This is a genomic window from Vibrio sp. 10N.286.55.E10 (genome assembly GCF_002872555.1).
Lineage (GTDB): Bacteria > Pseudomonadota > Gammaproteobacteria > Enterobacterales > Vibrionaceae > Vibrio > Vibrio crassostreae.
On the sequence record NZ_MCSD01000012.1, the window covers coordinates 113,105 to 139,252 of the forward strand.

Sequence of the window (26,148 nt, forward strand, 5' to 3'; positions counted from 1 at the left end):
TACAAAGTAATTAAGCGAGACTTTGTAAAGCGAAGCAATATCATCAGGTTTAAATAGTGTCGGTTCTAGGAAGCAGAACCATTTCAAAGGATATAGAACAATGCCAATTAGTACTCCTCAAGAAATTATTGAAGACATTCGCCTAGGAAAAATGGTTATCCTGATGGATGATGAAGATCGCGAGAATGAAGGCGATCTGATCATGGCAGCAGAACATGTTACGCCAGAAGCGATTAACTTCATGGCAATGTACGGCCGCGGTTTGATCTGTCTAACGCTGACTAAAGAGCGTTCAAACCGTATGGGTTTAGCACCTATGGTTCAAGACAATAATGCACAGTACACCACTAACTTTACGGTTTCGATTGAAGCGGCAGAGGGTGTAACAACCGGTATTTCAGCATCCGATCGTGCAGTGACGGTTCAAGCTGCAGTAGCGAAAGACGCAAAAGCGGCTGACTTAGTTCAACCTGGTCATATCTTCCCACTGACAGCTCAAGAAGGCGGCGTATTAACGCGCGCTGGCCACACTGAAGCGGGTTGTGATTTAGCTCGATTAGCGGGCTGTGAACCAGCATCGGTTATCGTAGAAATCCTAAACGACGACGGTACTATGGCGCGTCGCCCTGATCTTGAAGTGTTCGCAGAAAAGCACGACATCAAGCTTGGCACTATTGCTGACTTGATTGAGTACCGCAACAACACTGAAACGACAATTGAGCGCGTTGCACAATGCCATTTACCAACAGAGTTTGGTGATTTCGAGCTTGTGACTTACCGCGATACAATTGATAACCAGATCCACTACGCCATGCAAAAAGGTAGCTTAACTGAAGGTGCTCCTTTAGTACGTGTTCACCTGCATGATACGTTTACCGATCTGCTTCATTCAGATCGTGGTACCGAGCGCAGCTGGTCGCTAGATAAAGCGATGAAGCGCATTGGAGACGAAGGCGGTGTGTTGGTTATTCTTGGTAACGAAGAGTCGTCTGATTCTTTGATTCACAAAGTGAAGACATTTGAAGCGCAAGATAAGAACGAACAACCAACCATGGCTAAGAAGCAAGGTACCTCACGTCGTGTTGGTGTCGGTTCTCAGATTCTTCAAGACCTAGGCGTGCACGATATGCGTCTGCTTTCTTCGAGCACTAAGCGTTACCACGCATTAGGTGGTTTTGGTCTTAACGTTGTTGAGTATGTTTGCGAATAAAATATGTGTCAACGAGCAGACGTTTCTCCGTTTGTAGTGACATAATTTACCGATAATCTCAGTGGCTCTTTTGGTGATAAATCTTGTCAAAAGAGCAAAGTAGCCAAGTTCGACTCAATACGTGTTCAATACACAAACTTGGCTACTCGCTGTTCCTATATGCTTGGGATTGGCGCTGCATTATCATCTTTACATTGCCGGTGTCTGTTCTTCTAAATTACCATTAGATATTGCTCACAGTTTTGTGCTAGAATCCGGCGATTCTCACTTGATGAAAATAGTTAAAGGAAGGCTTATGAAAGTGATCGAGGGTGGCTTCCCAGCGCCAAATGCAAAAATTGCTATCGTTATTGCTCGTTTCAACAGTTTTATTAACGAAAGTTTACTTTCTGGTGCAATCGATACTTTAAAGCGTCATGGACAAGTAAGCGAAGACAACATCACTGTTGTTCGTTGCCCCGGTGCAGTTGAACTTCCACTTGTAGCGCAGCGCGTTGCAAAAACAGGCAAGTTCGATGCGATTGTATCTCTTGGTACAGTAATTCGTGGCGGTACACCTCACTTTGACTATGTTTGTAGTGAATGTAATAAAGGTTTGGCACAAGTGTCTCTGGAATACTCTCTTCCAGTAGCGTTTGGTGTTCTTACTGTTGATACGATCGATCAAGCTATTGAACGCGCAGGAACCAAGGCTGGTAATAAGGGTGCAGAAGCAGCACTTAGCGCACTTGAGATGATCAACGTTCTTTCTGAAATCGATTCCTAATGGGGGCCAGTGTGAAACCAGCCGCACGTCGTAACGCACGTCAATTTGCTCTACAAGCAATTTATTCTTGGCAAATTACTAAAGAAAATATTGCTACCGTTGAAGAACAGTTCTTATCTGGTGGTAAGTATGATGAAGAAGAGCATCATGCTGCAGAACCTGCACTTGCTATGCCAGAAACAGACGTTGCATACTTCCGCGACCTGCTAACTGGTGTTGCTCTTAGCCACATGGAACTTGATAGCAAGCTTCGTCCATTCGTATCTCGCCCTATGCAAGATCTGGATCTGATGGAACTAGCGCTTCTACGTTTAGCTATGTACGAGATGACTCGTCGCGAAGATGTACCATACAAAGTGGTTATCAACGAAGCTATCGAGCTTGCGAAAGTATTCGCAGCAGAAGACAGCCATAAGTTTGTTAACGGTGTGCTTGATAAAGCTGCACCGCACGTTCGTAAGAAATAAGACGTTCGTATATTGAATCTAAAGGTCAGCTATCATGCTGGCCTTTTTTGTAACTAAATTTCTGTAATATCAATAATTACGGTGATTTGTATGAAGACTAAAGATAGGGCATGTGATGTCTGGCGAATTTAACCTGATTGAAAAATATTTTGTAAATCGACAACCACAACGTAAAGATGTACATCTGGCTGCGGGTGATGATTGTGCTTTGGTCAAAGCGCCAAGCAATGTTGAGATAGCGATCAGTACGGACACCTTAGTGGCTGGTACCCATTTCTTGGCTGAGGCTAATCCTGCATGGGTAGCACATAAAGCCTTGGCGTCTAACATTAGCGACCTGGCTGCTATGGGGGCGACGCCTGCTTGGGTTTCATTTGCGTTAACAATGCCTGAGGTGGATGAGGCATGGCTTGCTCCTTTCTGTGACTCCTTTTTTAAACTCGCAGACTACTTTGGTATCCAGTTAATTGGTGGTGACACAACTAAAGGACCACTAAGCCTGACATTGACTGTACAGGGCTTTGTTCCTGAAGGACGAGCACTGCGTAGAGATGGCGCTAAAGTGGGTGACTGGATTTACGTAACAGGTAACCTAGGTGACAGTAAAGCTGGCCTCGAAGTGCTACTTAACCCTGAACAGAACAAAGCTAAGCCTTATGCACTTGAGCTTGAAGAGAGACACTACATCAGCTCTCCACGAGTGCTCGCGGGCCAGGCGCTCGTTAATCTTGCTTCGTCTGCTATTGATATCTCTGACGGCGTGATTGCTGACCTAAAGCATATCCTGAAGCGTTCAGAGGTTGGTGCAAGCATTGATGTGAGTTGCCTTCCTATCTCTCCAGAGCTGCGCCAGTTTGCTTCTGATGTCGCTTCGGCTCAACAGTATGCGCTCACCAGTGGTGAAGAGTACGAACTGTGCTTTACTGTGCCGGAAGAGAATAAAGGGTCATTGGAAAGTGCTTTGTCACACACTGGCACAAAAGTCACCTGCATTGGCCAGATAAGACCTGTAGAATATTTTGAATTACACAATAATGGTGAACCACTGAGTTGGAACTTAACTGGTTACGATCACTTTAAGGTTAATTGATGACAAACCCACTTTCTCTTATTTCTCTTAAAAACCCTTGGCATTTCTTAGCAACGGGTTTTGGTAGTGGCTTATCGCCTATTATTCCCGGCACCATGGGTACGCTCGCGTCTATTCCATTGTACTTATTGTTGGTTCAGCTACCGTTCCCTGCTTACGTTGCTGTGGTGGTTGTAAGCTGCATTATTGGTATTAAGATCTGCCAAGTAACGTCTGATGATATGGGCGTGCATGACCACGGTTCTATCGTTTGGGATGAGTTTTCGGGCTTTTGGATCACCATGAGCTTGGTGCCGATGCTGAATATCCCTGCTGATGACTGGAAATGGCTTCTGACTGGTTTTGTGCTTTTCCGCTTCTTTGACATGGTAAAACCATGGCCGATTGGTTGGTTAGATGCGCGAGTTCATGGTGGTTTGGGTATCATGATTGACGATATTGTGGCGGGTATTATGGCGTCGATTTCGTTGTATGCCGTAGCGCATTTCGCAGGTTGGTTAGTGTGAGTTAGCTGAAGGCTTAGTTGGTGGTACACCAAACTAATTAACGGATACTAAAAAGGTTGACCCTAGGGCCAACCTTTTTTGTTTTGTCGTTTATGCCGCTTGCTTGTGAAAGTTATTTAGCAAGGTAGTCAGAAATAGACTTCTCAATACCTTTCGCGTCTAAGCCTAGCTCTTCATGTAGCTCGCCTTGAGTGCCTTGAGCAATGAACTTGTCAGGTAGGCCAAGGTTCAATACTGGCATCAGTAGTTTCTCTTGCATCAAGAATTCAATCACACCCGCACCCGCACCACCTGCGATTGCGTTTTCCTCGATAGTAACCAGTACATCGTGGTCAGCAGCAAGTTGCTTGATCAGAGCTTCGTCTAGCGGTTTCACAAAACGCATGTCTGCAACGGTCGCATCGATAGCGTCAGCGGTTTGAAGCGCACTTTCTAAGAAGGTACCGAAGCTTAGGATAGCGACTTTCGAGCCATCTTTTGCTTTCGCAATTTCACGAACGATACGACCTTTACCAATCTCAAGCGCAGTAAACTCACTTTGGATCTCAGTGCCCATGCCATTACCTCGAGGGTAACGAACGGCACTTGGACCTGTGTGTTGGTGGCCAGTGTATAGCATTTGGCGACATTCGTTTTCGTCACTTGGTGCCATGATCACCATGTTTGGAATACAACGCATAAAGCTTAAGTCGAACGCACCTTGGTGTGTTTGACCATCGGCACCGACAAGACCTGCACGGTCAATCGCGAACATGACCGGTAGATCCATGATAGCTACATCGTGGATCAACTGATCGTAGCCACGTTGTAGGAAAGTCGAGTAGATAGCCACAATCGGTTTATCACCCGCAATCGCCATACCGGTTGCTAGCGTCACAGCGTGCTGCTCAGCAATAGCAACGTCGAAGTATTGTTCTGGATATTCTTTAGAGAAACGTACCATGCCAGAGCCTTCACGCATTGCAGGCGTGATCGCCATCAGCTTAGGATCTTGCGCGGCCATATCACACAGGAAGTCGCCAAAAATCTTAGAGAAAGTTGGTTTAGAGCTGGTGCTCTTAGGCAGACTTGAGTGTGCTGGATCGAATTTCGGTACGCCGTGGTAACCGATTGGATCTTTCTCTGCTGGCTCGTAACCTTTGCCTTTCTTAGTCATGATATGCAGGAACTGAGGGCCTTTAAGGTCTCTCATGTTCTTCAGCGTTTTAATCAGCTCATTCACATCGTGCCCATCAATTGGACCAATGTAATTAAAGCCTAACTCTTCAAACATGGTGCCAGGAACAACCATGCCTTTTAGGTGTTCTTCTGTACGACGAACCAGCTCTTTAATCGGCGGAACGCCAGATAGCACTTTCTTGCCGCCCTCACGAATAGACGTGTAAAGACTGCCAGAAAGAACTTGAGCTAGGTGGTTGTTCAGAGCACCTACGTTTTCAGAGATCGACATCTCGTTATCGTTAAGGATAACCAGCATGTCATTGTGAATATCGCCCGCGTGGTTCATAGCTTCGAATGCCATACCCGCAGTAATCGCGCCGTCACCAATCACACTCACGACTTTACGATTCTTGCCTTCTTTCTTTGCACTGATAGCCATACCAAGTGCAGCACTGATCGAAGTTGAAGAGTGACCAACCGAAAGGGTGTCGTATACGCTCTCTTGACGCCATGGGAATGGGTGTAGCCCATCTTTTTGACGGATAGTCGACAAGCGGTCGCGACGACCAGTAAGAATTTTATGCGGGTATGCTTGGTGGCCAACATCCCAAACCAACTGGTCAAAAGGTGTGTTGTACACGTAGTGCAGAGCAACGGTTAGCTCTACTGTACCTAAGCCTGACGCTAAGTGACCACTTGATTGGCTCACCGAGTTAAGAAGATAGGTACGTAATTCATCACAAAGCTGTGTAAGCGTCTCTTTCGGGAGGAGACGCAAATCCTCTGGCTTATCAGCTAAAGCAAGAGTAGGGTACTTTGATATATCAAGAGTCATAGGTAATGCGCGCTTATTGTCTAGTTCTTGCGCTCGATGACGTATCGGGCGAACTCTTCGAGTAACTGGGTATTGTATGGGATTGCAGCCAAAGCTTGAAGCGCTTCCTGTAGCAGAGTTTGCGCTTTTTCTTGAGCGCCCTCTAAACCTAGCAAAGAAGGGTAGGTGCTTTTGTTCAATTCTTGGTCAGAACCCTGTGGTTTACCCAAAGTTTCAGTATCGCTGGTGATATCTAAAATATCATCTTGAACCTGGAATGCTAATCCAATGGCATCGGCGTACTTGTCTAATTGAGGCATCACTTCAAACGCTTTTTCGCCAGCAGCGAGTGCACCTAAACGAATCGCACATTTCATTAGAGCGCCCGTTTTATTGCGGTGAACCTCTTCTAACTCTTCTAGCGTGACAGAGCGGTTTTCAGCTTCAATATCAAGTGCTTGTCCAATACACATACCTTGTGCACCAGAGGCTTCTGCTAGGCGTTGAATCATTCGAACGCGATTGCTTTCACCGTCAGCATTTAATGTGCCTTCCGCAAGTATAGTAAAGGCGAGAGTTTGTAGTGCATCGCCAGTTAAAATTGCCGTTGCTTCATCGTATTTGATGTGACAAGTCTGATGACCACGACGCAGTTCATCGTCATCCATTGCTGGAAGGTCGTCGTGAATCAGAGAGTAGGCATGAATACATTCGATTGCAGAGGCTGGAGTGTCGAGTTCTTCAGCGGTGCAGCCGAGCATTTCCCCTGTAATGTAGACAAGAAATGGACGTGCGCGTTTACCGCCTAAAAGTAACCCATAACGCATTGCGTTGATCAGGTTCTGATTTTGGTGTGGCAGGCGATCAAGCCAAAGGTTCAGTTGCTCGTTATTACGTGCTTGATAAGACAATAAAGTCTCGATCATAGGGGATCTCATACAATTCGTTATTCTGGTTGTGGGTTAAAGTCACTAAGTTCTGCGTTTTCATCATTTTGCAGTAGGATGCTAACACGCTGTTCAGCATCGTTTAGTTTGCTTTGACCGGCACGAGCGAGGGAGATACCTCGTTCGAACTTCTTCAGCGCATCATCTAAAGCTAGATCACCATTTTCTAGTTGATCAACCAAGCCATCAAGCTCTTCGATTGCTGCTTCAAAGCTCATATTTTCAGGTTTCTTAGTAGCCATAATAAATCTGCGTTTGGAAAGATGAACGAACGTTACCCTAGGCCGCTAAGATGGTCAAATGTAACCAAGAAATTTTGCTAGAAAGTTTGTTTTTAAGGGGCTTGAACTCACTTTGCTTGAATAACCTTAGCTTTATCGAGTTTATGCGCTACCTATAAGAGCAAAGTAAGCCAATAGTTGGGATTCAAAAACGAAAAGTGTGATACTTAGGCCAAGAATTTACTAAAAGATCTTATAGTCTTGCCGATACAAAGATTATCGTCGACATAGAGCTACAAAAAAGCATGAGGAGTGCTCAGTGGATTTAGCAACCCTAATAGGTTTGATTGGTGGATTTGCCTTTGTAATCATGGCAATGATCCTAGGTGGAAGCCTCGGGATGTTCTATGACACGACATCCATTTTGATCGTGGTTGGTGGCTCAACCTTTGTTGTTCTGATGAAGTTCACCATGGGGCAGTTCTTTGGTGCGACTAAAATTGCAGGCAAAGCCTTCATGTTTAAAGCCGATGAACCTGAAGATCTTATCGCTAAAGTGGTAGAGATGGCGGATGCAGCGCGTAAAGGTGGCTTCTTAGCACTCGAAGAGATGGAAATCAGTAACAGCTTCATGCAAAAGGGCATCGACCTGTTGGTAGATGGCCATGATGGAGATGTAGTACGTGCAGCATTGCAAAAAGACATCGCATTAACGACTGAACGTCACGAGCAGGGCGCGAAAGTGTTCTCTGCATTTGGTGATGTTGCTCCTGCGATGGGTATGATTGGTACCTTGGTTGGTCTGGTTGCCATGCTTTCGAACATGGATGATCCAAAAGCGATCGGTCCTGCGATGGCGGTAGCACTTTTGACCACTCTGTACGGTGCGATTCTTTCGAACATGGTGTTCTTCCCAATTGCTGACAAGCTTGCGCTACGTCGTGACCAAGAGACACTTAACCGTCGTCTAGTTATGGATGGTGTACTGGCTATTCAAGATGGTCAGAACCCACGAGTTATTGATGGTTACCTCAAGAGCTACCTCAACGAAGGTAAGCGCACGATTGATGGTGAACCCGCGTAAGAGGAGTTTAAGATGGATGAAGAGAATCCATGTAAATGTCCTCCTCCGGGGTTACCTCAATGGATGGGGACATTTGCTGACTTGATGTCACTGCTGATGTGTTTCTTCGTACTGCTGCTCTCATTTTCTGAGATGGACGTACTGAAGTTCAAACAGATCGCTGGCTCGATGAAATTCGCGTTTGGTGTACAAAACCGCTTGGAAGTGAAAGACATTCCTAAAGGCACCAGCATTATTGCACAAGAGTTCCGCCCTGGTCGCCCAGAGCCAACACCTATTGATGTGATCATGCAGCAGACTATTGATATTACGCAGCAAACGCTTGAGTTTCATGAAGGTGAATCTGAGCGTGCTGGCGGCACCATGCGTGACCAAGGCAAGATGACCGGAGGCAAGTCGCCAGAGGTTTCGACTCACGACAATCAAAATTCTGAGTCAGACCAACAGCAACAACAAGCTGAAGCTCAATCGCAAGAGATGGAAACCTTGATGGAAAGCATCAAGAAAGCGTTGGAACGAGAAATCGACCAAGGCGCGATTGAGGTGGAAAATCTTGGCCAGCAGATTGTGATTCGAATTCGTGAGAAAGGCGCATTCCCATCGGGTTCTGCTTTCTTACAACCTAAATTTCGCCCATTGGTGAGACAGGTCGCTGAATTAGTAAAAGATGTACCGGGCATTGTCCGAATCTCAGGGCACACCGATAACCAACGTCTTGATTCAGAGCTTTATCGCTCAAATTGGGACTTGTCATCACAGCGAGCAGTGTCTGTCGCTCAAGAGATGGAAAAGGTACGCGGTTTCTCTCATCAACGCTTGAGAGTGCGTGGTATGGCCGATACTGAGCCTGTGGAGCCGAATGATACTGAATGGCAACGTAGCCTTAACCGCCGCGTTGAAATCAGCATCATGCAGGGTGAACCGCTTTACAGTGATGAAGTGCCTGTTATTAATGAGTAGCCGATATGTGCACGCGGTGGTGAGCAGATAGCATCGAAAGCCCAACCTTACAATGAGGTTGGGCTTTTTGTTTGCTGGTCTTCAATCATCTCTCTGCTGTATTTATGTCGTTTCGAAACCTGCTACTTTTAATAACAGGCAGTTTAATGATGGTGTTGCAGCAAGCACTCTTTTCCTTGCTTCACTTTCTCATGTATAATTCGCGCCCTTAGATTTAGATATGATCTATTCTTGCTTCAAGTGCTGGGTAAATTCTCTAATTTGTTTGGCGATGAGCGTTTTCAAAATTTTGAACATTAATGTTGTGAAAGTACTATGAAATTTATTGTTAAGCCCCATCCGGAAATTTTTGTAAAAAGTGAATCGGTGCGTAAGCGCTTCACAAGGATTCTAGAGTGCAACATTCGTAACGTTATTCAACGTCGCTGTGAAAGTGTTGCGGTATTCAACCGTCGCGATCATATAGAAGTGACGTCTGAGAGTGACCAGTACTACACAGAAGTGTTAGAGGCTCTGACTCACACTCCAGGTATTCACCACTCTCTTGAAGTACAACAGTCTGAATTCAAAGACTTGCACGATATTTACGAGCAAGTACTAGAACGCAGCCGTGCTGACATTGAAGGCAAGACTTTCTCTGTTCGTGCTAAGCGTCGTGGTAAGCATGACTTTACATCTATTGAACTTGAACGCTACGTAGGTGGTGGTCTAAACCAAGCGGTTGAGTCAGCTAAAGTTCGACTTAAGAACCCTGATGTAACCGTTAAGGTTGAAGTGGCTAACGATAAGCTAAACCAAGTTCTAGCTCGCCATAAAGGCCTAGGTGGTTTCCCTCTTGGTACTCAAGAAGACCTACTGAGCTTGATCTCTGGTGGTTTCGACTCTGGTGTTTCAAGCTACCTGCACATCAAGCGTGGCTCTAAGGTTCACTACTGTTTCTTCAACCTTGGTGGCCCAGCGCACGAGATTGGCGTTAAGCAAGTAGCTCACTACCTATGGAACAAATACGGCTCATCTGCAAAGGTGAAGTTCATTTCTGTAGATTTTGAACCCGTGGTTGCTGAAATCCTAGAGAACGTTGAAGACGGCCAAATGGGCGTTGTTCTTAAGCGCATGTTCATGCGTGCTGGTGGTATGGTTGCAGAGCGTTTCGGTATTGAAGCGCTAGTAACGGGTGAAGCACTTGGTCAGGTTTCTAGCCAAACGCTAACTAACCTTCGCCACATCGACAACGTGACTGATACTTTGATTCTTCGTCCGCTTATCAACTGGGACAAAGAAGACATCATTGACCTTTCTCGTATCATCGGTACTGAAGACTTCGCTAAAGTAATGCCTGAGTATTGTGGTGTTATCTCTAAGAAGCCAACAGTGAAAGCGAAGAAAGGCAAACTGGAAGCAGAAGAAGCTAAGTTTAACTTTGAAGTGCTGGATCAAGTGATCGAGAACGCTCGTGTTATGGATATCCGTGACATCGAGAAAGAGAGCCAAGAGCAAGCGCCTGAAGTTGAACAAGTTCAAGCTGTTGCTGAGCACGCTATCGTTCTTGATATCCGTAGCCCAGAAGAAGAAGACGAAAGCCCACTAGAGATCGATGGTGTTGAAATTAAACACATTCCGTTCTTCAAGCTTTCGACTCAGTTCGGTGACCTAGACCAAGATAAAGAGTACTTGCTGTACTGTGACCGTGGTGTAATGAGCCGTCTACAGGCGCTCTACCTACAAGAGCAAGGCTTCCATAACGTTAAGGTTTACCGCCCATAGTGGAGTGTTGACCAACCGTTAATCATTTGCAAAGCCGCTTACTGAAAAGTAAGCGGCTTTTTTATTTTCTATTGTGAATGATTTACAGTAGTCAGACAGAGTCGTGAGTTTGGGCGTGCTATCGTCATGCTCAGATTCAAAATTTTTGATTGATAGAGAGAGTGAGCTCTAAACAGGTTTATAAGTACCGAAGAAGTGTGAGTATCTTGAAGTATTCTGTTACTTTTTAGTGCAACTCAATGGTGCTATTTGTATGTGTTCAGTTGATTATTTGAGTGGGTATCTGATTCTGTGATTAGCGATGAAAAATAATAAAGATTAATTAGCACAGCTATTGATAAACTTGTTGTTACATTTCTTTGCACATAAAAAAACACCGCCCATAAGGCGGTGTAAACAAATTTGACAGACAGGTCAAAATAAATACAGGAAGTACATGCCTCGTTTCAGTATAGAACTGCAACAAAACATTTGGTAGAACTCTACCCAACTCGAAAAGAACGAGTTTGCAAACACAACATCGCAGGAGCTAAGCCAATTGATTCTAGAGAGAATCAAGCCGTTCAGGCTAGCTGCTGCGGGATGAAATATAGAATTTCTCTGGCCGCTAGGCAATGGACAAATTATAATGTTTCAGATAAAAAAAACTAATGCTTATTTAGAGAGTAACTATGTCTCGTCGATTACCCCCATTAAACTCGCTAAGAGTGTTTGAAGCTGCTGCTCGACACTTGAGTTTTACGCGTGCCGCAGAAGAGTTGTTTGTTACTCAAGCGGCGGTCAGTCATCAGATCAAAGCGCTTGAAGAATTCTTATCTTTGAAGCTGTTTCGCCGAAGAAACCGCTCTTTGCTGCTGACTGAAGAAGGCCAAAGCTACTTCTTGGATATCAAAGATATTTTCACATCACTGGCAGAAGCGACGGACAAAGTGCTTGAGCGAAGTGAAAAGGGCGCATTGACCATCAGTTTACCGCCGAGTTTTGCCATTCAATGGTTGGTACCAAGGCTTGCCGACTTTAATCAGCAAGAACCTGACATTGATGTAAGAATCAAAGCCGTTGATATGGATGAAGGTTCGCTGACTGATGATGTAGATGTGGCTATTTACTATGGCCGAGGTAATTGGTCAGGGCTTAGAGCCGATAAGCTTTACCAAGAATACTTGATCCCTCTTTGCTCACCTTCCGTGCTGCTAGGAGCTAAACCATTAGAATCTCTCAGCGATTTGGCATGTCATACGTTACTGCATGATACTTCTCGAAAGGATTGGAAACAGTTTGCTAAGCAAAATGGCATTGACGGGGTTAATGTTAATCACGGTCCTATCTTCAGTCACTCAACCATGGTGCTGCAGGCGGCTGCTCACGGCCAGGGGATTGCTCTTGGTAACAATGTGTTGGCGCAGCCTGAAATCGAAGCAGGTCGTTTGATTGCGCCTTTTGATGAAGTGTTGGTGAGTAAGAACGCTTTCTATGTGGTTTGTCACGAGAAACAAGCTGACATGGGGCGTATCGCTACTTTCCGTGACTGGATGCTAGCGAAAGCGCAAAGTGAACAAGAGGACTTACTCGATGAATAACGTCATTATTGATGGTGAAGACAACCCAATCACCTTTATTTTCGCTCACGGCGCGGGTGCTGGCATGGACCACGAGTTCATGCAGTCGGTAGCTAAAGGATTAGCCTTTAAAGGGGTACGAGTGATTCGTTTCAACTTCCCTTACATGATCAAGCGTGCTGAAGATGGCAAACGTCGCCCACCTGACAGAGCCCCTAAGCTCCTTGAAGCCTACCAAGAGATCATAGAGCAATGCGACGCTGATAAGCTTGTGATTGGTGGTAAGTCGATGGGAGGGCGCATGGCGAGTCATTTGTCTGAACTGGATAAAGTGGCAGCGATGGCGTGCTTGGGTTTTCCTTTCCACCCTCCGGGCAAACCAGAGAAATACAAAGGCGAACATCTCGCTGAGTTAGCTAAGCCATGTCTTATTTTACAGGGCGAGCGCGATACCTTTGGTAAGCGTGAAGAGTTTGCTGACTTCAATCTATCGGATTCAATTCGAGTTGAGTTTATTCCCGATGGCGACCATAGTTTTAAGCCTCGTAAGAGTTCTGGTTACACCGAACAGCAGAATATTGCGTTAACCGTTGAGAAGTTGTCAGCGTTTATCAAAGAGGTGCTCAATGAAAAGTAAGTATTTACTCACTTTTGCAGGCATTTCTGGTGCGATCGCTGTGATGCTTGGGGCATTCGCCGCGCACGGTTTGAAGGCTATCTTGCCAGAGTATCTTTTGGGTGTGTTCGAGACCGGTGTTCAGTACCAATTTATCCATACTCTAGCGATATTGGCGTGTGGTGCTCTGCTACAGATGAAACTTGGCGCTAAATCACAAAAATATTTTTTCATTGCGGCAATTTGCTTTATCATCGGCATCCTTTGTTTTAGTGGCAGCCTTTATGGCTTAGCACTGACAGGAATAAAATGGTTTGGCCCTATAACACCGTTTGGTGGTCTACTATTTATCATTGGTTGGGGAGTCTTCTCCTTCGCTGCTTTGAATATAAAAGAGGTAACTCAGTGAAACACGTACTACTTTATTGTCGCTCTGGTTTTGAAAAAGAATGTGCTGGCGAAATTCAAGACAAGGCAACACAACTGGAAGTGTTTGGTTTTCCTCGCCTAAAGAACAATACAGGCTTTGTATTGTTTGAATGTTACCAAGCAGGTGAAGCGGATAAGTTGATCAAAGAGATCGATTTCCAATCACTGATCTTTGCTCGTCAGATGCTAGCAGTGGCAGTTGAAATCAAAGACCTGCCAACCGATGACCGTATCTCTCCAATTCTTGAAGCGCTTTCTGAAAAAGAAGGTTTCCCTCGTTGTGGTGATATCCGTATCGAAACACCAGATACTAACGAAGCAAAAGAGCTTTTGAAGTTCTGCCGTAAGTTTACTGTGCCGATGCGTCAAGCGATGCGTGGTAAAGGCCTGATGACAGCGAAAGATAACGCTAAGAAGCCTGTGCTTCATTTATGCTTCATCGCTCCGGGTCACTGCTTTGTGGGTTACTCTTACCCAACCAATAACTCACAGTTCTTTATGGGGATCCCTCGTCTGAAATTCCCATCAGATGCGCCAAGCCGTTCTACATTGAAGCTAGAAGAAGCATTCCACGTATTCATACCTCGTGATGAGTGGGACGAGCGTCTGGCTCCAGGTATGTGGGGTGTTGATTTAGGTGCATGTCCAGGTGGTTGGACTTACCAATTGGTTAAGCGCTCGATGTTCGTTCACTGTGTTGATAACGGCATGATGGCAGACAGCCTAATGGAAACGGGTCAAATTAAGCACCACATGGTGGATGGCTTTAAGTTTGAACCAGACCGTAAGAACGTAACTTGGATTATCTGTGACATGGTTGAGAAGCCAGCGCGCGTTGCACACCTTATGGGTGAGTGGATCATCAAAGGCTGGGCGAAAGAAGCACTATTCAACCTTAAACTGCCTATGAAAGGCCGTTACGATGAAGTACTGCAAGATATCGAGAACCTAAAAGTGTTCCTTATTGAGAATAAAGTGAAGTTCAAGATGCAGGCTAAGCACCTTTACCACGATCGCGAAGAGATCACGGTTCACATTCAGGCGCTTTCAAACATCTCACCGCACTAATATTTACGTTAGGGTGTCAGTGAAAAAATGCTCCTTTAAGGAGCATTTTTTGTATCAATACCATCGAGTCACAGCGACTTAAGCGTGTGCTTCGTAGCGAATATCTTGCAGATTGAACCCTAAATCGATATCGGTTTTGAGTGCCGATACTTGCTTACATACACGAGCGGATTCGATGTGCTCGTCGAACTTCTTACGGTATTTTTTCGGTAGATCTTCTGCTTGGTAGGCCGTTTCAATATCTGGGTAGGTGGTTAATATCTCTTTGGCTGCTTTTGGTCCGACACCTGGAATTCCCGGTACTTGGCTAGAGCTGACACCTGTTAACCCCCAGTAATCCGCCAGTTGTTCAGGCTTAACGCCAAACTCAGCTTCGATAAAGGGTTTGTCTAGCCAACGGTGCTGGAAGTAATCTCGGATCTGTAGAGTAGGTGATAGCAGTTGGCAATACCCTTTATCTGTCGAGATGATGGTGACGGTTTCTCCGTGGTCAGCCACTTTCTTTGCCAGTGTTGCGACTAGGTCATCCGCTTCATCGCCATCAGACAGCAGTGAATCAATGCCTAATTCCCACCAAGCTTGTTGGATAGCATCAAGGCCTTTCATTAATGGCTCTGGCATCGGTTTGCGGTTCTGCTTATAAGCAGGGAGCACATCTGCGCGCCAGCCACGGTCTTGTAAATGGTGATCAAATACCGCGATGATGTGGGTGGGTTTTGATTCATTCAGAATCTTATTGAGAGTGCGAGTTGTCGTGGTGATGGTTCTTGCTATATCGGTTGGGTCCGGCTGAACAGAGTGCACGCGTCGGATGAGGTTTAAGGCATCGATAATAACAAGATGGATAGACATAAGTTTCCACTAAATAGGCAATAAAAAAGGGGCTGCTAGCCCCTTATAGTAACGTATCACTTGGTGAGTTGAAACGTTAGCGACGTATACGTCAGGACTTGTTTAGTTTTACGCTTGTCACCTGTTATCAGTCGCTTGCTATTATTAGCTACTAGACACAATCTTATAGCAAGGCACGTAGTCCGTACCACCCGGTAGCTTCATTCGATGTTGCTCCACAAAGTCATTCAGCAGTTGGTCCATTTTGGTCATTAGCTCTTTGTCGCCATCAATCAGGAATGGACCGTGCTTCTCGATCTCCAGAATACCCTCAGCTTTGACGTTACCTGCGACAATACCTGAGAACGCTTTACGTAAATTAGCGGCTAGGCTCTCTGTTTTTTGGTCCATATGAAGATCAAGCGCCGCCATAGATTCGTGTGTCGGATCGAATGGCAGTTGGAACTCAGGCTCAATATGCAGTGACCAGTTGTAGCTGTAGGCATCGCCGGTCTCTTTACGGTGAGAGCGCACATCTGGCATCGCTTGTTTCATGATTTTCGCAGCGCGAGCAGGATCATCAATCACGATCTCATAATGTTTCTGCGCGTCAGGCCCTAAGGTTTCACCGATGAACTTATCGATAGAGCGGAAGTAGGCTTCACTCTCTTTCGAGCCGGTTAAGACAATCGGCATTGGTTGTTCGGCGTTATTCGGGTGCATCATGATCCCTAAGATGTACAGTAGCTCTTCGGCCGTGCCGGGGCCGCCTGGGAAAATGATGATGCCATGCGCCATACGAACGAATGCCTCAAGACGTTTCTCGATATCTGGCATGATCACCAGCTCATTCACGATTGGGTTTGGTGGCTCAGCGGCAATTATTGAAGGTTCTGTCAGCCCTAAGTAACGATGATCAGTATAACGTTGCTTAGCGTGACCAATAGCCGCGCCTTTCATTGGCCCTTCCATCGCACCCGGTCCACAACCGGTACAGATGTTCAGCTCACGTAGGCCAAGTTCATTACCCACTTCGCGAGTGTATTGGTATTCAGTGGCATTAATAGAGTGACCACCCCAACATACAATCAGGTTAGGCTCGATACCCGGTGTAAGTGCGCCTGCATTTCTCAGAATACCAAATACGAGGTTGGTAATGTGAGTGGCATTAGTCAGGTTGAGCCTTTGGTTATCTGCGAGGTGCATGTTGACGTAAACAATGTCACGCAGCACTGAAAATAGGTGCTCTTGGATACCTTTGATGATTTCACCATCGACAAAGGCATGCTCTGGAGGGTTGCTCAGCTCGAGTTTGATACCACGCTCACGTCGCACTACCTCAACATCAAACGATTGATACTTGTCGAGTAACTCTTTGGAGTTGTCGGTGTGGCTACCTGAGTTGAGTACCGCTAACGTACAGTTACGATACAGTTGGTACAGATCACTAGACGCGGTTTTCTTAAGACGCTCAACCTCAAGTTGAGAGAGTAAATCCATGCTACCGGCAGGGCTGATATGAGTGATCATAGTGCCTCCTTGTTGAAAAGAGCAGGGGACGTTGAAGTGACCCTCTGGCTCGAGAGTGAGAAGCAAACGTTGAAAGTGTTTGGTTAAAGGTGGGAGAGAGTTAACCAGACGAAACGGATACGACAGCGTTGCTTGCCAAGAATGCTTGTTAAGCGAATGTTAATCATTAGCTTAGCAAACATTGAGGGAAATGGTATGTGATAAGTATTTGAAAAAATGAAATAAATTAAATCTAAGGTTGGCTTAGTGCCAAACAAGTTGGTTAGTGCCGCGTTGTTTTGCTTTGTTTAGCGTCTTATTGAGTCTTTCCAATACTTCTTCTGGTGTATCTGACTCTTTAAACTGAGTGCTTGCCGCACACAAGGTAATCGTGATTTGTTGGTCACGGAACTTAAAGGGCAAACGACTTACTTGAGTTTGGATGTTTTGAATGACCTGGTGGCAATATTCATCAGTTTGCTCTGGCAGCAATAAGACAAATTCTTCACCTGAAAAACGCGCCACAGTATCAGTGGTGCCTGCTTCTTTGGTGATGGTTCTTGCGATGATTTTGAGTGCTTTGTCGCCCGCGGTATAACCAAAGCTATCGTTAATCGCTTTGAAGTTGTCTATATCGAGCAGTACTACGCGCAGTGAGTGTTGTGCGCGGATCCAGCGGCGATACTCAAGCTCTAAGCGGTCAGTAAAGGCGGTGCGATTGTAAACCTTTGTTAGCGGGTCAAGCAGCATGCGTTGAGCCTGATCTTCCAAACGCTTACGGTAATCTTGGGTGACTTCATACAGTGAATCTAACTGAGTCTTTCCGTAATTCATTCTCTCTATTAGAGCTTGTTCTTTTTGCTCTGCGTGGTTCAATCTTTCCGAAAGAGAGGCTATTTCACTGAGCAGCGGGTTAATCGAGCGCTTTAAACTATCAATATCTTTTGCTTTCTCTACAGAGTTTTGGCTCTTAGTGACAAGTTCATTTAACTCAGAGTTAAGCCCTTGGCGGTGCTCAAAGTAGCTTTGGCTCTGGTCGGTATTTTGGTCTGCCGTTTTGATGCTGGAAGCTAGAGATGAATTAAGCTGATCAACAAATTGTTCAGACTTCTTACGTTCTAGGTTGGTGCCTTCAATGACCAGTTTGAGGATCTGAAGTGTCAACTCAAGTAGGTTTTGTGTGGAAACACCAAGCAGCAGCTTCGCTCGAATATCGGTAAGGAGATCACCCGATTCACCCTCGAAATCAAGTTCAGTGATCAGATGTTGTAATTCATTTGATAGGTCGGAAAGGAGCTCTTGTTCCGGAGAATACGTAGCGTCGGCAAAATGAGTGCGTGAGTTATTCGCCATAATCTTAATGGCACGCTCATAAATACCGAGAAGTTTCATGGCATGATCGACTTTTTGACTGCCATTGCATTCGGAGAAGCTAAGTAAGTTTCGTAGGTCGCGTTTAAGCTGCGCTGGAAGGCCTGTTATGCGCTGCAGCGTTTCCCCACTGTGCTTAATGCTATCGTCCAGATATCCGTTCTGTTTATCCATAGCCAACGTTTTCTGCTTAAGCATCCTTTCTAATACTGCCAGCTTTGGGATCATCGAGCTAATGTCTTTTTGCTTTTCTAGCTCTTCCCTAAGGGCAATGAGATTTTCATCTAAATGACTGTTACTGCCAACACATGCATCACTTAAAGATGTGACGATACGCTTTAGAACTTTCTGTTCTCTAATAAACTTGAACGAAGTGTCTCTTTGCGTCAAACGGACCTGCTCCAACTGAGATTTCAGCTGGTGGAGTTGCGCCTGAATGTCTTTTTCAAGAATGCCCATAGATGTATTAATTAGCGCCGCGTAGACCGATCTCGATCATTTTGATGAAATTCCGTTACATCGATAATAACAAAACTAAAAATAAGGTCACGACTTGCCGCTCTTAACCGCTCGCAAATCAGTCATCTTTTAGCATTTTTTTGATGTTGTCCTCATTCTGGTACGACGATTGTATTTTTATTAACCCTTGATTAATCGCATGTTTACACGCTTCTCTTATGTTACCAGTTGCAAGGCTCGCTGCTGGTGCATTATCGATAGCTTTTAGGTATACCCATTGGCTACTCCGCTCTTTGAGGCTGATCTCACGAGCTAGATTGGTCGACATCAATAATACGTCGAGCAACTCTTGATCGTTAATTGCGGTGTAAGCGCGTGGTAAAAACGGGTAGTCAGCGATGCCCATACGGACCGTTCGGTTGATGTTACGCTCTGTTTCGAAGTCATTCACCCAAGATTGAATTTTTCTGAACATGGCCTCAGGCGATAAATCACGGTCGGCGTTGGGCTCGATATAAAGCAGGTTCGCATCCGAGAAGTGGTAAACACGAGCTGGACCTTCAAGCTTAGATTTGAGGAATTCACCGAAAGCATCTTCCAGTTCTAAACCGGCTTTGTAACCGTTCTGCGTGTACATGTTGCGCAAGAACGGCAAATCAATCATCACAAAGCGCAAACGGTCGTTCAGTGGTTCATGAATCAATTCACCCATCTGCCATTGCTCAAAGGTTTGGCTGGTTTGCTCCAAAGAGTTTGAGAGCTTCGCATTGAGCATTCTTAGGTTAGGAAGCTTCGAACGCGAGTGCGTAAAGAGATCTGTGCGTAGTGAGTCCACTTCTTTGGCCAAGGTTTGAATGAGGTAGCCTCGGCGTAGCACAAAGAAGAACAAGACAATGCTGAACAAGAATAGGGCGAACGATATTTTTTGGAACTTACGATGCTCCAGTTTGTATTTTTCTAGCTCTTGCGCTTGGCCTGCATAGTGCAAGGTCTGCTCGGCAAACTCTTTCTGTTGGCGGAATGCATCTTCGCCAACACGGTTAAGTTTTTGCTGCTCTAAAGAAACAAGGCTGTTGTACTGCTTGAGGTTTGCTAGCGCCTGCTGTGGACGACCAGCCTGCTCATAACCTAAAGAAAGTAAGTAGTACGAGCGTTGTGAAAGGCGCATGTTTTCTATCTGGCGTGAGATCTCAAGTGCGCGTGTTGCATGCTTAATCACGTCTTCGCTTTCTTGCAGGTGATAAGCCAACCCAGCCGATAACAGTGCGGCACGACCTTCCAGCTTTGGTATGTCGGTGTATTCCAGCAGCTCAAGGGCACGTGTTAGGTACTGTTCTGCTAAAGGGTAATTATAAAGGCGTAGGTAAGTCGCTGATAGGCTTAGGCGAATATCAATGACTTCGTGGATATCTCGGTCAGTACTTTCGTGATCAAGAACGTTGAAGAAGTGCACCAGGGCAAGGTTATATTTCCCTTGATAGAAGTACACGTCACCCATTTTCTTAAGCACTTGCGCTAAGACAGGTGAGTTTTCAAAGTTATCATAGAAATCAGCAGCTTGAGAAAGGTGCTCTAGCGCTTTATCTAAAACTTGGCGCTCAAAGAAAAGCTGAGCAAGTAGGCGGTTTACCTTGGCCAAGCGTGAACTCAGGTTGCCTTCGACTGATTTCCAATAGCCATACAACAACTCAGACAGCGCGTGGTTGTACTCTTTGTGGGTCAGATAAAACTCACCGACTGAGATGTGGTAGTCGATGGTGACTTTTTCAGAGTAGCGCTGGTCGAGGTAGGTTTTGGCTTCTTGATAGAACTTCTCAGCTTCGTCGACCTTGTTGTCGTAAGAGGCGATGTCGGCTTTTAACATGATCAAGCGATAGGTGATGCCTTCCGTCAAGCGTAAGGTTTTATTCACCGATTCTAGGTTTGCTTCAATACCTGCTAGCTCTGATTTTGCTTTGGCTGATTTTCTATCATTAAGCCAAACCAAGCGAACTTTTAGGATCTGGAGATCCAGCTTTAGGTAATCAAGCTTATAGGTTTTCGCTAGCTCAGAGGCCTTTTCGATGTGCTTGATAGCAATGCGAATATTGCCAAGGTTGTACTCTGCTTTAGCTAAGATCTTATACGCATCGATACTGCTGTTTGGTGTTCGAATAGAAGAGTCTGTCTCTTCGCGAGAAATAGCAGAAGGGCTTTTCTCGCGTTGATCGGAAAGGACACGAAGCGTGAGGTAGCTGTTGGCCATTTGTTTTGCTTGGCTCGGCTCGATCTCAACCAAGTTATTGGCTTCATTGAGCAGCGCCGACGAGTAGACCGACGCATTAACCGATGTGCTTAAGCTTAAAATAAATAGGCTAACGACGTATAACCAACGCATTTCAATGTCCCTTTAAAGATGAGGTAGGTTCCAATAAGTGTGTGGTTTGTATGCCTATTATTGGCGAGCCATACGCTTGTTGTGGCTTGGTCTATCTTGCTCTGTTGAACGGTACGGGTTGATATCCAGACCACCACGACGCGTGTAACGAGCAAATACGGTTAGCTTCGATGGGCCACAGTATTTCATGATGTCAGTGAAGATACGTTCGACACATTGTTCGTGGAATTCGTTGTGTTCACGGAAAGAAACTAAATAGCGTAGCAGAGCTTCACGGTCAATTTGCTTACCTGAATATGCGATCTCAACGCTGCCCCAATCCGGTTGATTAGTGATCAAACAGTTCGACTTCAATAGGTGGCTGTGCAGTGTTTCTTCGACTTCTTGTTCGCCAGCAGCGCCCTCAAGCAGTGATGCTTCAAAGTCATAGCTAGTGATGTGGATGTCTTGGTTGTCGATACATTCGCCTTCCATCGTTACGATAGGTTGGTTGGTGTAGTCGGTTACTGAGTTTACATTCACAATGACGGTTTCGCCTGCACATGCTGACAAATCTTGGGTCAGGCGCTCAGTGACTTGTTCCCAGTTTTCAAATTGAGTCTGGTTGTAGCTGTTCAGGTACAGTTTGAAAGATTTTGATTCAATTAAATTTGGGCTGGTTGCCGGGATGAAAACTTCGCCAACAGCCACTTGTGGTAGGCCATTGGTGTTTAGCCACGAAAGCTCGTACATAGTCCAAATATCATGACCAACAAAAGGCAGCTCGCCGTTTAGCGCAAGATCATCGCGATTAAGGCTACGAGGCACTGGTTGCAATAAACTTGCATCGTATTGGTTAGAGTACTCAGTTTTTTGGCCTAGGGTTAAACCCGCTAGCTCTTTTGCGTCAGAATATTTGCTCATACTTTCGTTTCAAATTCGATTAGAATGGGGTCGATTTTACTGAATCCCCATTACCCTGTCATTAAGTCATCGCTTATTCGGCAAGGAAAGGCCCAGATTCTATTTATTATTATGTGTTTAGGAGATTTTCATGACTCAACGTGCTCAAGACGCACTACTTTCTTTCAGTCAGCGATACGTTGACGCGTGGCAGCAGCAACACCAAAGCTTACCTCGTAATGAGGAGTTGGTGGACATCGTATCGCCATGCGTAGAAGAAAAGAGTGGCGACGCCGTGTTGTGGAAGCACTATCCACGTGAGCAATTCGCGGATTTCACCAACGTTGAAACCGGTATTGAGTTGACTCTGCATGAAGACATCAAGACTTTCTATGGCGCACAATTCAGCGCAGATATGAATGCGACTTTTGATGGTAACGAGCTGACTCTATTACAGATTTGGAGTGATGAAGACTTCGAATGCCTACAAGAAAACATTTTGGGTCACCTAGTGACTCAGCGTCGCTTGAAGCTAAAGCCTACGGTTTTCATTGCCGCGACCGATGCAGAGCTGGATGTTATCTCTATCTGTAACCTAACGGGTAACGTGATTTTGGAGCGCTTAGGCACCAAAAATCGTGATGTACTAGCCGAGACATTGGCAGAGTTTTTAGAAAAGCTACAACCAGCGGTATAAATAGATGTACGTACTAGAACTTCAATTTGAGTGTTTTGACAACACAACGGTAAGCGCTGTCGACAAGGCTGTTAATGGCTTAATGGATGCACTTCGTTATAACGGGCAAGTGTTGGGTCGTGAATTTCCTATCGTGATGGGTGACGGCGAATTTTATGTTCGCGTTGTCTGCCCAGAGCAAGACAGCTTGCACCCGCGTAACCACTCAGATTTCGTAAAAGTGTGTTTTGATCGCTTGTCTAACGCGAGCCTGCTTGCGCCTAAAATGCGTTTACTGGGGCGAGATCTTAACTCTGAAGAAGTGGCCGAAGACGAAGCGCCAAGCTGGCAGGTGTTGTACACGACGTTCGTTCATACCTGTTCGCCGCTACGCAGTGGTGACAGCTTGTTGCCGATCCCTCTGTATCGCAACCCGCCAACCTTCAATGGTGACCATAAAGCCGTATTGAAATGGCAGACTGAATGGCAAGCTTGTGATGAAGTCCAAATGGGTGGTGGTTGTCGTGCTGAACACGCAACTCTGACAGAGATTAGTGATACTAAAAGTGTGTTGTTCAAACGCGGTTGGGGCTTGAGAGGACGCATTGAATATCTCACGAAGATCCCGACTTATTACTACTTGTACCGCGTGGGTGGCATTAGCTTAAAAGCTGAAAAAGAGCGCAAATGCCCGCAATGTGGTGGCGAATGGCTGCTAGATGCGCCTATCCACGATATTTTCTATTTCAAGTGTGATGACTGCCGTCTGGTATCAAACATCTCTTGGGATCATCTTAAGTAATCCATAAAGCTTAATTTTCGATTCAAGGTATCGAAGTGTTGATCAATACTTCGATACTTATTCCTCTGTTTTCTCTCTGCTAGCTTCTCGTCTGTTTCTCTTTCTTTGACCTCCATATTGAGCATTAATCAGTATTGGGCTTTTCCAATATTGTCGAATCTATTTCGCCCTTAAGTACGCTCATTCTGTGCTGTATGTCTATCTCTGTAGTCCTCATGTATTCACAGAAATAATTCCACACCCATCAACTTTTAGTTACCTCAATAGTTAGCCTGATCACAATAATCAATCAGTTCTCTTTCAATTTATATTCTTCTCAATATAAATGGGATCGATCCCATGGGAGTGTTCCCATTTATAAAAATAACCTGATTCTAGATCTGAAAGGAATGGACGATGAAACTGTTACCTATTGCTGCTGCACTCTCTACTGCTTTACTTGCCCCTAATTTATACGCTGATGAAACCAAGCCATTGGAGTTCAATGGTTACATGCGCGGAGGCGTTGGCCTGAGTAATGAAGGCGGCTCAAACAGCAAGTGGGAGGTGAGTAAAGTTGGACGACTCGGCAACGAAAATGACCTGTATGGCGAGTTTGGTTTTAGAAAAGAAGTGTATGCTGAGGACGACGTTTCATTTTTAGTTGATTCCATGTTGTCGTACTGGCAAGGCCAAGATGAGAACGCGGCGGATAAAAGCGTTGATGTAGTTCAACTCAATGTTCAAGCAGTAGGGCTTTTTGAAGATAAAGATATTGGTATTTGGGCGGGTGAGCGCTACTACCAACGCCATGATGTTCACATCGTTGATAACTACTACTGGGATGTAAGCGGTATTGGTGCGGGGGTTGAACACATCAATATGGGACCAGGTAAATTATCGGTGGCTTTGATTCAAGACACGGTTACTGGCGATGTGTTTGATGGCAAAGAAACCACAGCCATGATTGCTGATATACGTTATGCGGGTATTCCATTGTGGAAAAATGCTGATCTTGAGGTCGGTATTGATATGAACTTCGCCAATGAAAAGCAGGGCCAAACGGTGGACGCGGATGATAGCGTGATGCTGACTGCCAGCCTAAATCAAAAACTAGCGGGTGGTTTCAACAAAACCATTCTCCAAGTGGCTAACTCTGGTTATGCGGAGCAGATGACAACCTTTGGTACAGGTAAGGGCATCGTTCGTGATGTAAATAACAACGATGCGGATGGCTTCCGATTGATTAACTGGGGTGTGCTTGCTATCGGTGAGAACATCGAATTTGGTCACACGGTTCGTTATGCCGCGTCATCGGGTGTTGGTGCGAATAACAGTGATGACGAGTCGTTCAGTGCTGTAATCCGTCCGCTTTATAAGTGGGACAAGCGCATGCGTACCATTCTTGAAATTGGTGGTTTTGTAGAAACGATTGATAACAAAGATGGGGCGGGTGGTAAATTTACAATCGCTCAGGCTTGGGTTCCACAAGTGGGTTTCTGGTCTCGTCCTGAATTTCGTATCTTCGCCACTTACCTAAATGATGCAGAAAACGACAATGCCTTCGGTGAAGGAAAAAACAGTGAAATGAGCGTTGGTATGCAAGTGGAAGCTTGGTGGTAAGTCGAGCCTTTTTAACTAATTGCGGTACATAAAAAACTGCCGTAAATAAAAAGGGGCTGACGTTATGTCAGCCCCTTCGGGTATCTATACGATGCTGCAGTTTAGGTGATTACCAACCTTTAACTACGCCACCTTGGAAGATATCAGAAGCTGCGTTGTACACTTCTTCAGTTTGGTAAGCTTTAACGAAGTTCTGTACGTTTTCAGCGTTTAGGTTGTCTTCACGAGAAACGATTAGGTTTACGTAAGGAGAATCTTTGTCTTCAACGAATACGCCATCTTTTTGTGGAGTCAGGTTGATAGAGCTCGCGTAAGTTGTGTTGATGATAGAAAGCGCTACATCATCAAGAGAACGTGGCAGTTGTGCTGCGTCTAGTTCAACAATTGTTAGGTTCTTAGGGTTCTTAACGATGTCACGAACAGTTGCTAGAAGACCAGCACCTTCACGAAGCTCAAGAAGACCTTGTTGCTCAAGAAGCAGAAGAGAACGACCTAGGTTTGTAGGGTCGTTTGGTACTGCAATACGAGCACCGTCTTGGATTTCGTCGACAGATTTCACTTCTTTAGAGTAACCAGCAATTGGGTAAACAAACGTGTTACCAGCGATAGTCAGTTTGTAACCACGGTCAGCCACTTGCTGATCTAGGTACGGAGCGTGTTGGAATGCGTTGATGTCGATAGAGCCATCATCCAGTGCTGCGTTTGGTGTTACGTAATCTGTAAAAGTAACCAGTTCAACGTCTAGGCCGTACTGCTCTTTTGCTACTTTAGCTGCAACTTCAGCAACTTGCGCTTCAGCACCTGCCATTACGCCAACTTTTACTTTAGAAGTATCCAATTCTTTATCACCACAACCTGCTAGTACTAGCGCTGATGCTGCTGCTGCGATAGTAAGTAAACCTTTAAGGCTAAATTTCATAATAATCTCCTTTTAATAAATCTATTTAATTTGGTTCAGACGACTCTTGTCTTAGATA

General features: G+C 45.3%; 24 protein-coding genes. 15 read left to right on the top strand and 9 right to left on the bottom strand.

Going from position 1 to position 26,148, the window contains the following annotated elements:
• The first annotated feature begins 100 nt into the window (after positions 1-100).
• The 5 genes from ribBA to pgpA all read left to right on the top strand — a co-directional run bounded on the left by ribBA (position 101) and on the right by pgpA (position 4,039).
• Positions 101-1,210: a bifunctional 3,4-dihydroxy-2-butanone-4-phosphate synthase/GTP cyclohydrolase II gene (gene ribBA / locus BCV39_RS09300; protein ID WP_017096788.1), complete on the top strand. Its 1,110-nt coding sequence runs from the start codon at positions 101-103 to the stop codon at positions 1,208-1,210.
• Positions 1,211-1,505: 295 nt separating this feature from the next.
• Complete coding sequence (ribE, locus tag BCV39_RS09305; protein WP_004741508.1) at positions 1,506-1,976, top strand: 6,7-dimethyl-8-ribityllumazine synthase; 471 nt, start codon at positions 1,506-1,508, stop codon at positions 1,974-1,976.
• Entirely contained in the window at positions 1,976-2,443 is a 468-nt protein-coding gene (gene nusB / locus BCV39_RS09310) for a transcription antitermination factor NusB (RefSeq protein WP_004734399.1), read from the top strand. Before ribE ends, nusB begins: the two co-directional genes overlap by 1 nt.
• A gap of 115 nt (positions 2,444-2,558) precedes the next feature.
• On the top strand, positions 2,559-3,533 hold the full coding sequence (gene thiL, locus BCV39_RS09315; protein WP_055319579.1) for a thiamine-phosphate kinase: 975 nt from the start codon (positions 2,559-2,561) through the stop codon (positions 3,531-3,533).
• A complete protein-coding gene (pgpA, locus tag BCV39_RS09320) occupies positions 3,533-4,039 on the top strand; it encodes a phosphatidylglycerophosphatase A (RefSeq protein WP_102432644.1) in 507 nt (168 codons plus the stop codon). Before thiL ends, pgpA begins: the two co-directional genes overlap by 1 nt.
• A 112-nt stretch (positions 4,040-4,151) precedes the next feature.
• On the opposite strand, the gene dxs is transcribed toward pgpA, so the two are convergent.
• From dxs to xseB, 3 genes are read right to left on the bottom strand one after another with little or no spacing between them, the layout of a single operon-like run.
• A complete protein-coding gene (dxs, locus tag BCV39_RS09325; RefSeq protein WP_102432643.1) occupies positions 4,152-6,035 on the bottom strand; it encodes a 1-deoxy-D-xylulose-5-phosphate synthase in 1,884 nt (627 codons plus the stop codon).
• Positions 6,036-6,055: 20 nt separating this feature from the next.
• Complete coding sequence (ispA, locus tag BCV39_RS09330; protein ID WP_102432642.1) at positions 6,056-6,940, bottom strand: (2E,6E)-farnesyl diphosphate synthase; 885 nt, start codon at positions 6,938-6,940, stop codon at positions 6,056-6,058.
• A gap of 20 nt (positions 6,941-6,960) precedes the next feature.
• The gene (gene xseB / locus BCV39_RS09335; RefSeq protein ID WP_004734405.1) at positions 6,961-7,203 is read right to left on the bottom strand and encodes an exodeoxyribonuclease VII small subunit; all 243 of its coding nucleotides are present in this window, start codon (positions 7,201-7,203) and stop codon (positions 6,961-6,963) included.
• A 298-nt stretch (positions 7,204-7,501) separates the two neighbouring features.
• Between xseB and pomA the strand changes: the two genes are divergently transcribed.
• The 7 genes from pomA (at position 7,502) to rlmM (ending at position 14,662) form a co-directional block, all read left to right on the top strand.
• Positions 7,502-8,266, top strand: a complete 765-nt coding sequence (pomA, locus tag BCV39_RS09340; RefSeq protein ID WP_004734406.1) for a flagellar motor protein PomA — start codon at positions 7,502-7,504, stop codon at positions 8,264-8,266.
• 12 nt (positions 8,267-8,278) lie between these two features.
• Positions 8,279-9,226, top strand: coding sequence for a flagellar motor protein MotB (locus tag BCV39_RS09345; RefSeq protein ID WP_017060777.1), 948 nt, complete (start codon positions 8,279-8,281; stop codon positions 9,224-9,226).
• A 315-nt stretch (positions 9,227-9,541) separates the two neighbouring features.
• Positions 9,542-10,990 carry a tRNA uracil 4-sulfurtransferase ThiI gene (gene thiI / locus BCV39_RS09350; protein ID WP_048658100.1) on the top strand — a complete coding sequence of 483 codons (1,449 nt, stop codon included), beginning with the start codon at positions 9,542-9,544 and terminating at the stop codon, positions 10,988-10,990.
• A 671-nt stretch (positions 10,991-11,661) separates the two neighbouring features.
• Positions 11,662-12,570: a transcriptional regulator GcvA gene (locus tag BCV39_RS09355; RefSeq protein ID WP_017063339.1), complete on the top strand. Its 909-nt coding sequence runs from the start codon at positions 11,662-11,664 to the stop codon at positions 12,568-12,570.
• Positions 12,563-13,186, top strand: coding sequence for an alpha/beta fold hydrolase (locus BCV39_RS09360; protein WP_102432641.1), 624 nt, complete (start codon positions 12,563-12,565; stop codon positions 13,184-13,186). Before BCV39_RS09355 ends, BCV39_RS09360 begins: the two co-directional genes overlap by 8 nt.
• Entirely contained in the window at positions 13,176-13,574 is a 399-nt protein-coding gene (locus BCV39_RS09365) for a DUF423 domain-containing protein (RefSeq protein WP_017632369.1), read from the top strand. Before BCV39_RS09360 ends, BCV39_RS09365 begins: the two co-directional genes overlap by 11 nt.
• Complete coding sequence (gene rlmM, locus BCV39_RS09370) at positions 13,571-14,662, top strand: 23S rRNA (cytidine(2498)-2'-O)-methyltransferase RlmM (RefSeq protein WP_017070491.1); 1,092 nt, start codon at positions 13,571-13,573, stop codon at positions 14,660-14,662. Before BCV39_RS09365 ends, rlmM begins: the two co-directional genes overlap by 4 nt.
• A gap of 78 nt (positions 14,663-14,740) precedes the next feature.
• On the opposite strand, the gene xni is transcribed toward rlmM, so the two are convergent.
• From xni to queF, 5 genes are all read right to left on the bottom strand, one after another.
• Positions 14,741-15,514 (bottom strand): flap endonuclease Xni, encoded by a 774-nt coding sequence (xni, locus tag BCV39_RS09375; protein ID WP_102432640.1) that lies wholly within the window; start codon positions 15,512-15,514, stop codon positions 14,741-14,743.
• A 144-nt stretch (positions 15,515-15,658) separates the two neighbouring features.
• Positions 15,659-17,023: a nucleotide 5'-monophosphate nucleosidase PpnN gene (gene ppnN / locus BCV39_RS09380; protein WP_102432639.1), complete on the bottom strand. Its 1,365-nt coding sequence runs from the start codon at positions 17,021-17,023 to the stop codon at positions 15,659-15,661.
• Between the two features lie 243 nt (positions 17,024-17,266).
• Positions 17,267-18,832, bottom strand: a complete 1,566-nt coding sequence (locus tag BCV39_RS09385; protein WP_048664561.1) for a diguanylate cyclase — start codon at positions 18,830-18,832, stop codon at positions 17,267-17,269.
• 118 nt (positions 18,833-18,950) lie between these two features.
• Entirely contained in the window at positions 18,951-21,209 is a 2,259-nt protein-coding gene (locus BCV39_RS09390; RefSeq protein ID WP_048658093.1) for a tetratricopeptide repeat protein, read from the bottom strand.
• Positions 21,210-21,266: 57 nt separating this feature from the next.
• Positions 21,267-22,112, bottom strand: a complete 846-nt coding sequence (queF, locus tag BCV39_RS09395) for an NADPH-dependent 7-cyano-7-deazaguanine reductase QueF (protein WP_048658092.1) — start codon at positions 22,110-22,112, stop codon at positions 21,267-21,269.
• A gap of 130 nt (positions 22,113-22,242) precedes the next feature.
• On the opposite strand from queF, the gene syd reads away from it, so the two are divergent.
• From syd to BCV39_RS09410, 3 genes are all read left to right on the top strand, one after another.
• Positions 22,243-22,788: a SecY-interacting protein gene (gene syd, locus BCV39_RS09400; protein ID WP_017089736.1), complete on the top strand. Its 546-nt coding sequence runs from the start codon at positions 22,243-22,245 to the stop codon at positions 22,786-22,788.
• A gap of 4 nt (positions 22,789-22,792) precedes the next feature.
• The gene (locus BCV39_RS09405) at positions 22,793-23,569 is read left to right on the top strand and encodes a Zn-ribbon-containing protein (RefSeq protein WP_017630798.1); all 777 of its coding nucleotides are present in this window, start codon (positions 22,793-22,795) and stop codon (positions 23,567-23,569) included.
• 396 nt (positions 23,570-23,965) lie between these two features.
• Entirely contained in the window at positions 23,966-25,171 is a 1,206-nt protein-coding gene (locus BCV39_RS09410; protein WP_102432638.1) for a carbohydrate porin, read from the top strand.
• A gap of 109 nt (positions 25,172-25,280) precedes the next feature.
• Here BCV39_RS09410 and BCV39_RS09415 read toward each other — a convergent pair whose 3' ends face one another.
• On the bottom strand, positions 25,281-26,090 hold the full coding sequence (locus BCV39_RS09415) for a MetQ/NlpA family lipoprotein (RefSeq protein ID WP_102432637.1): 810 nt from the start codon (positions 26,088-26,090) through the stop codon (positions 25,281-25,283).
• Positions 26,091-26,148 lie beyond the last annotated feature (58 nt).

Coding starts and splice junctions, on each gene's coding strand:
- thiL (WP_055319579.1), top strand. CDS start 2,559: ATGTCTGGCGAATTTAACCTGATTGAAAAATATTTTGTAAATCGACAA.
- dxs (WP_102432643.1), bottom strand. CDS start 6,035: ATGACTCTTGATATATCAAAGTACCCTACTCTTGCTTTAGCTGATAAG.
- syd (WP_017089736.1), top strand. CDS start 22,243: ATGACTCAACGTGCTCAAGACGCACTACTTTCTTTCAGTCAGCGATAC.
- xseB (WP_004734405.1), bottom strand. CDS start 7,203: ATGGCTACTAAGAAACCTGAAAATATGAGCTTTGAAGCAGCAATCGAA.
- pgpA (WP_102432644.1), top strand. CDS start 3,533: ATGACAAACCCACTTTCTCTTATTTCTCTTAAAAACCCTTGGCATTTC.
- ribE (WP_004741508.1), top strand. CDS start 1,506: ATGAAAGTGATCGAGGGTGGCTTCCCAGCGCCAAATGCAAAAATTGCT.
- BCV39_RS09410 (WP_102432638.1), top strand. CDS start 23,966: ATGAAACTGTTACCTATTGCTGCTGCACTCTCTACTGCTTTACTTGCC.
- nusB (WP_004734399.1), top strand. CDS start 1,976: ATGGGGGCCAGTGTGAAACCAGCCGCACGTCGTAACGCACGTCAATTT.
- queF (WP_048658092.1), bottom strand. CDS start 22,112: ATGAGCAAATATTCTGACGCAAAAGAGCTAGCGGGTTTAACCCTAGGC.
- BCV39_RS09390 (WP_048658093.1), bottom strand. CDS start 21,209: ATGCGTTGGTTATACGTCGTTAGCCTATTTATTTTAAGCTTAAGCACA.
- xni (WP_102432640.1), bottom strand. CDS start 15,514: ATGTCTATCCATCTTGTTATTATCGATGCCTTAAACCTCATCCGACGC.
- ribBA (WP_017096788.1), top strand. CDS start 101: ATGCCAATTAGTACTCCTCAAGAAATTATTGAAGACATTCGCCTAGGA.
- ispA (WP_102432642.1), bottom strand. CDS start 6,940: ATGATCGAGACTTTATTGTCTTATCAAGCACGTAATAACGAGCAACTG.
- BCV39_RS09360 (WP_102432641.1), top strand. CDS start 12,563: ATGAATAACGTCATTATTGATGGTGAAGACAACCCAATCACCTTTATT.
- BCV39_RS09365 (WP_017632369.1), top strand. CDS start 13,176: ATGAAAAGTAAGTATTTACTCACTTTTGCAGGCATTTCTGGTGCGATC.
- thiI (WP_048658100.1), top strand. CDS start 9,542: ATGAAATTTATTGTTAAGCCCCATCCGGAAATTTTTGTAAAAAGTGAA.
- ppnN (WP_102432639.1), bottom strand. CDS start 17,023: ATGATCACTCATATCAGCCCTGCCGGTAGCATGGATTTACTCTCTCAA.
- BCV39_RS09405 (WP_017630798.1), top strand. CDS start 22,793: ATGTACGTACTAGAACTTCAATTTGAGTGTTTTGACAACACAACGGTA.
- BCV39_RS09345 (WP_017060777.1), top strand. CDS start 8,279: ATGGATGAAGAGAATCCATGTAAATGTCCTCCTCCGGGGTTACCTCAA.
- BCV39_RS09355 (WP_017063339.1), top strand. CDS start 11,662: ATGTCTCGTCGATTACCCCCATTAAACTCGCTAAGAGTGTTTGAAGCT.
- BCV39_RS09385 (WP_048664561.1), bottom strand. CDS start 18,832: ATGGGCATTCTTGAAAAAGACATTCAGGCGCAACTCCACCAGCTGAAA.
- BCV39_RS09415 (WP_102432637.1), bottom strand. CDS start 26,090: ATGAAATTTAGCCTTAAAGGTTTACTTACTATCGCAGCAGCAGCATCA.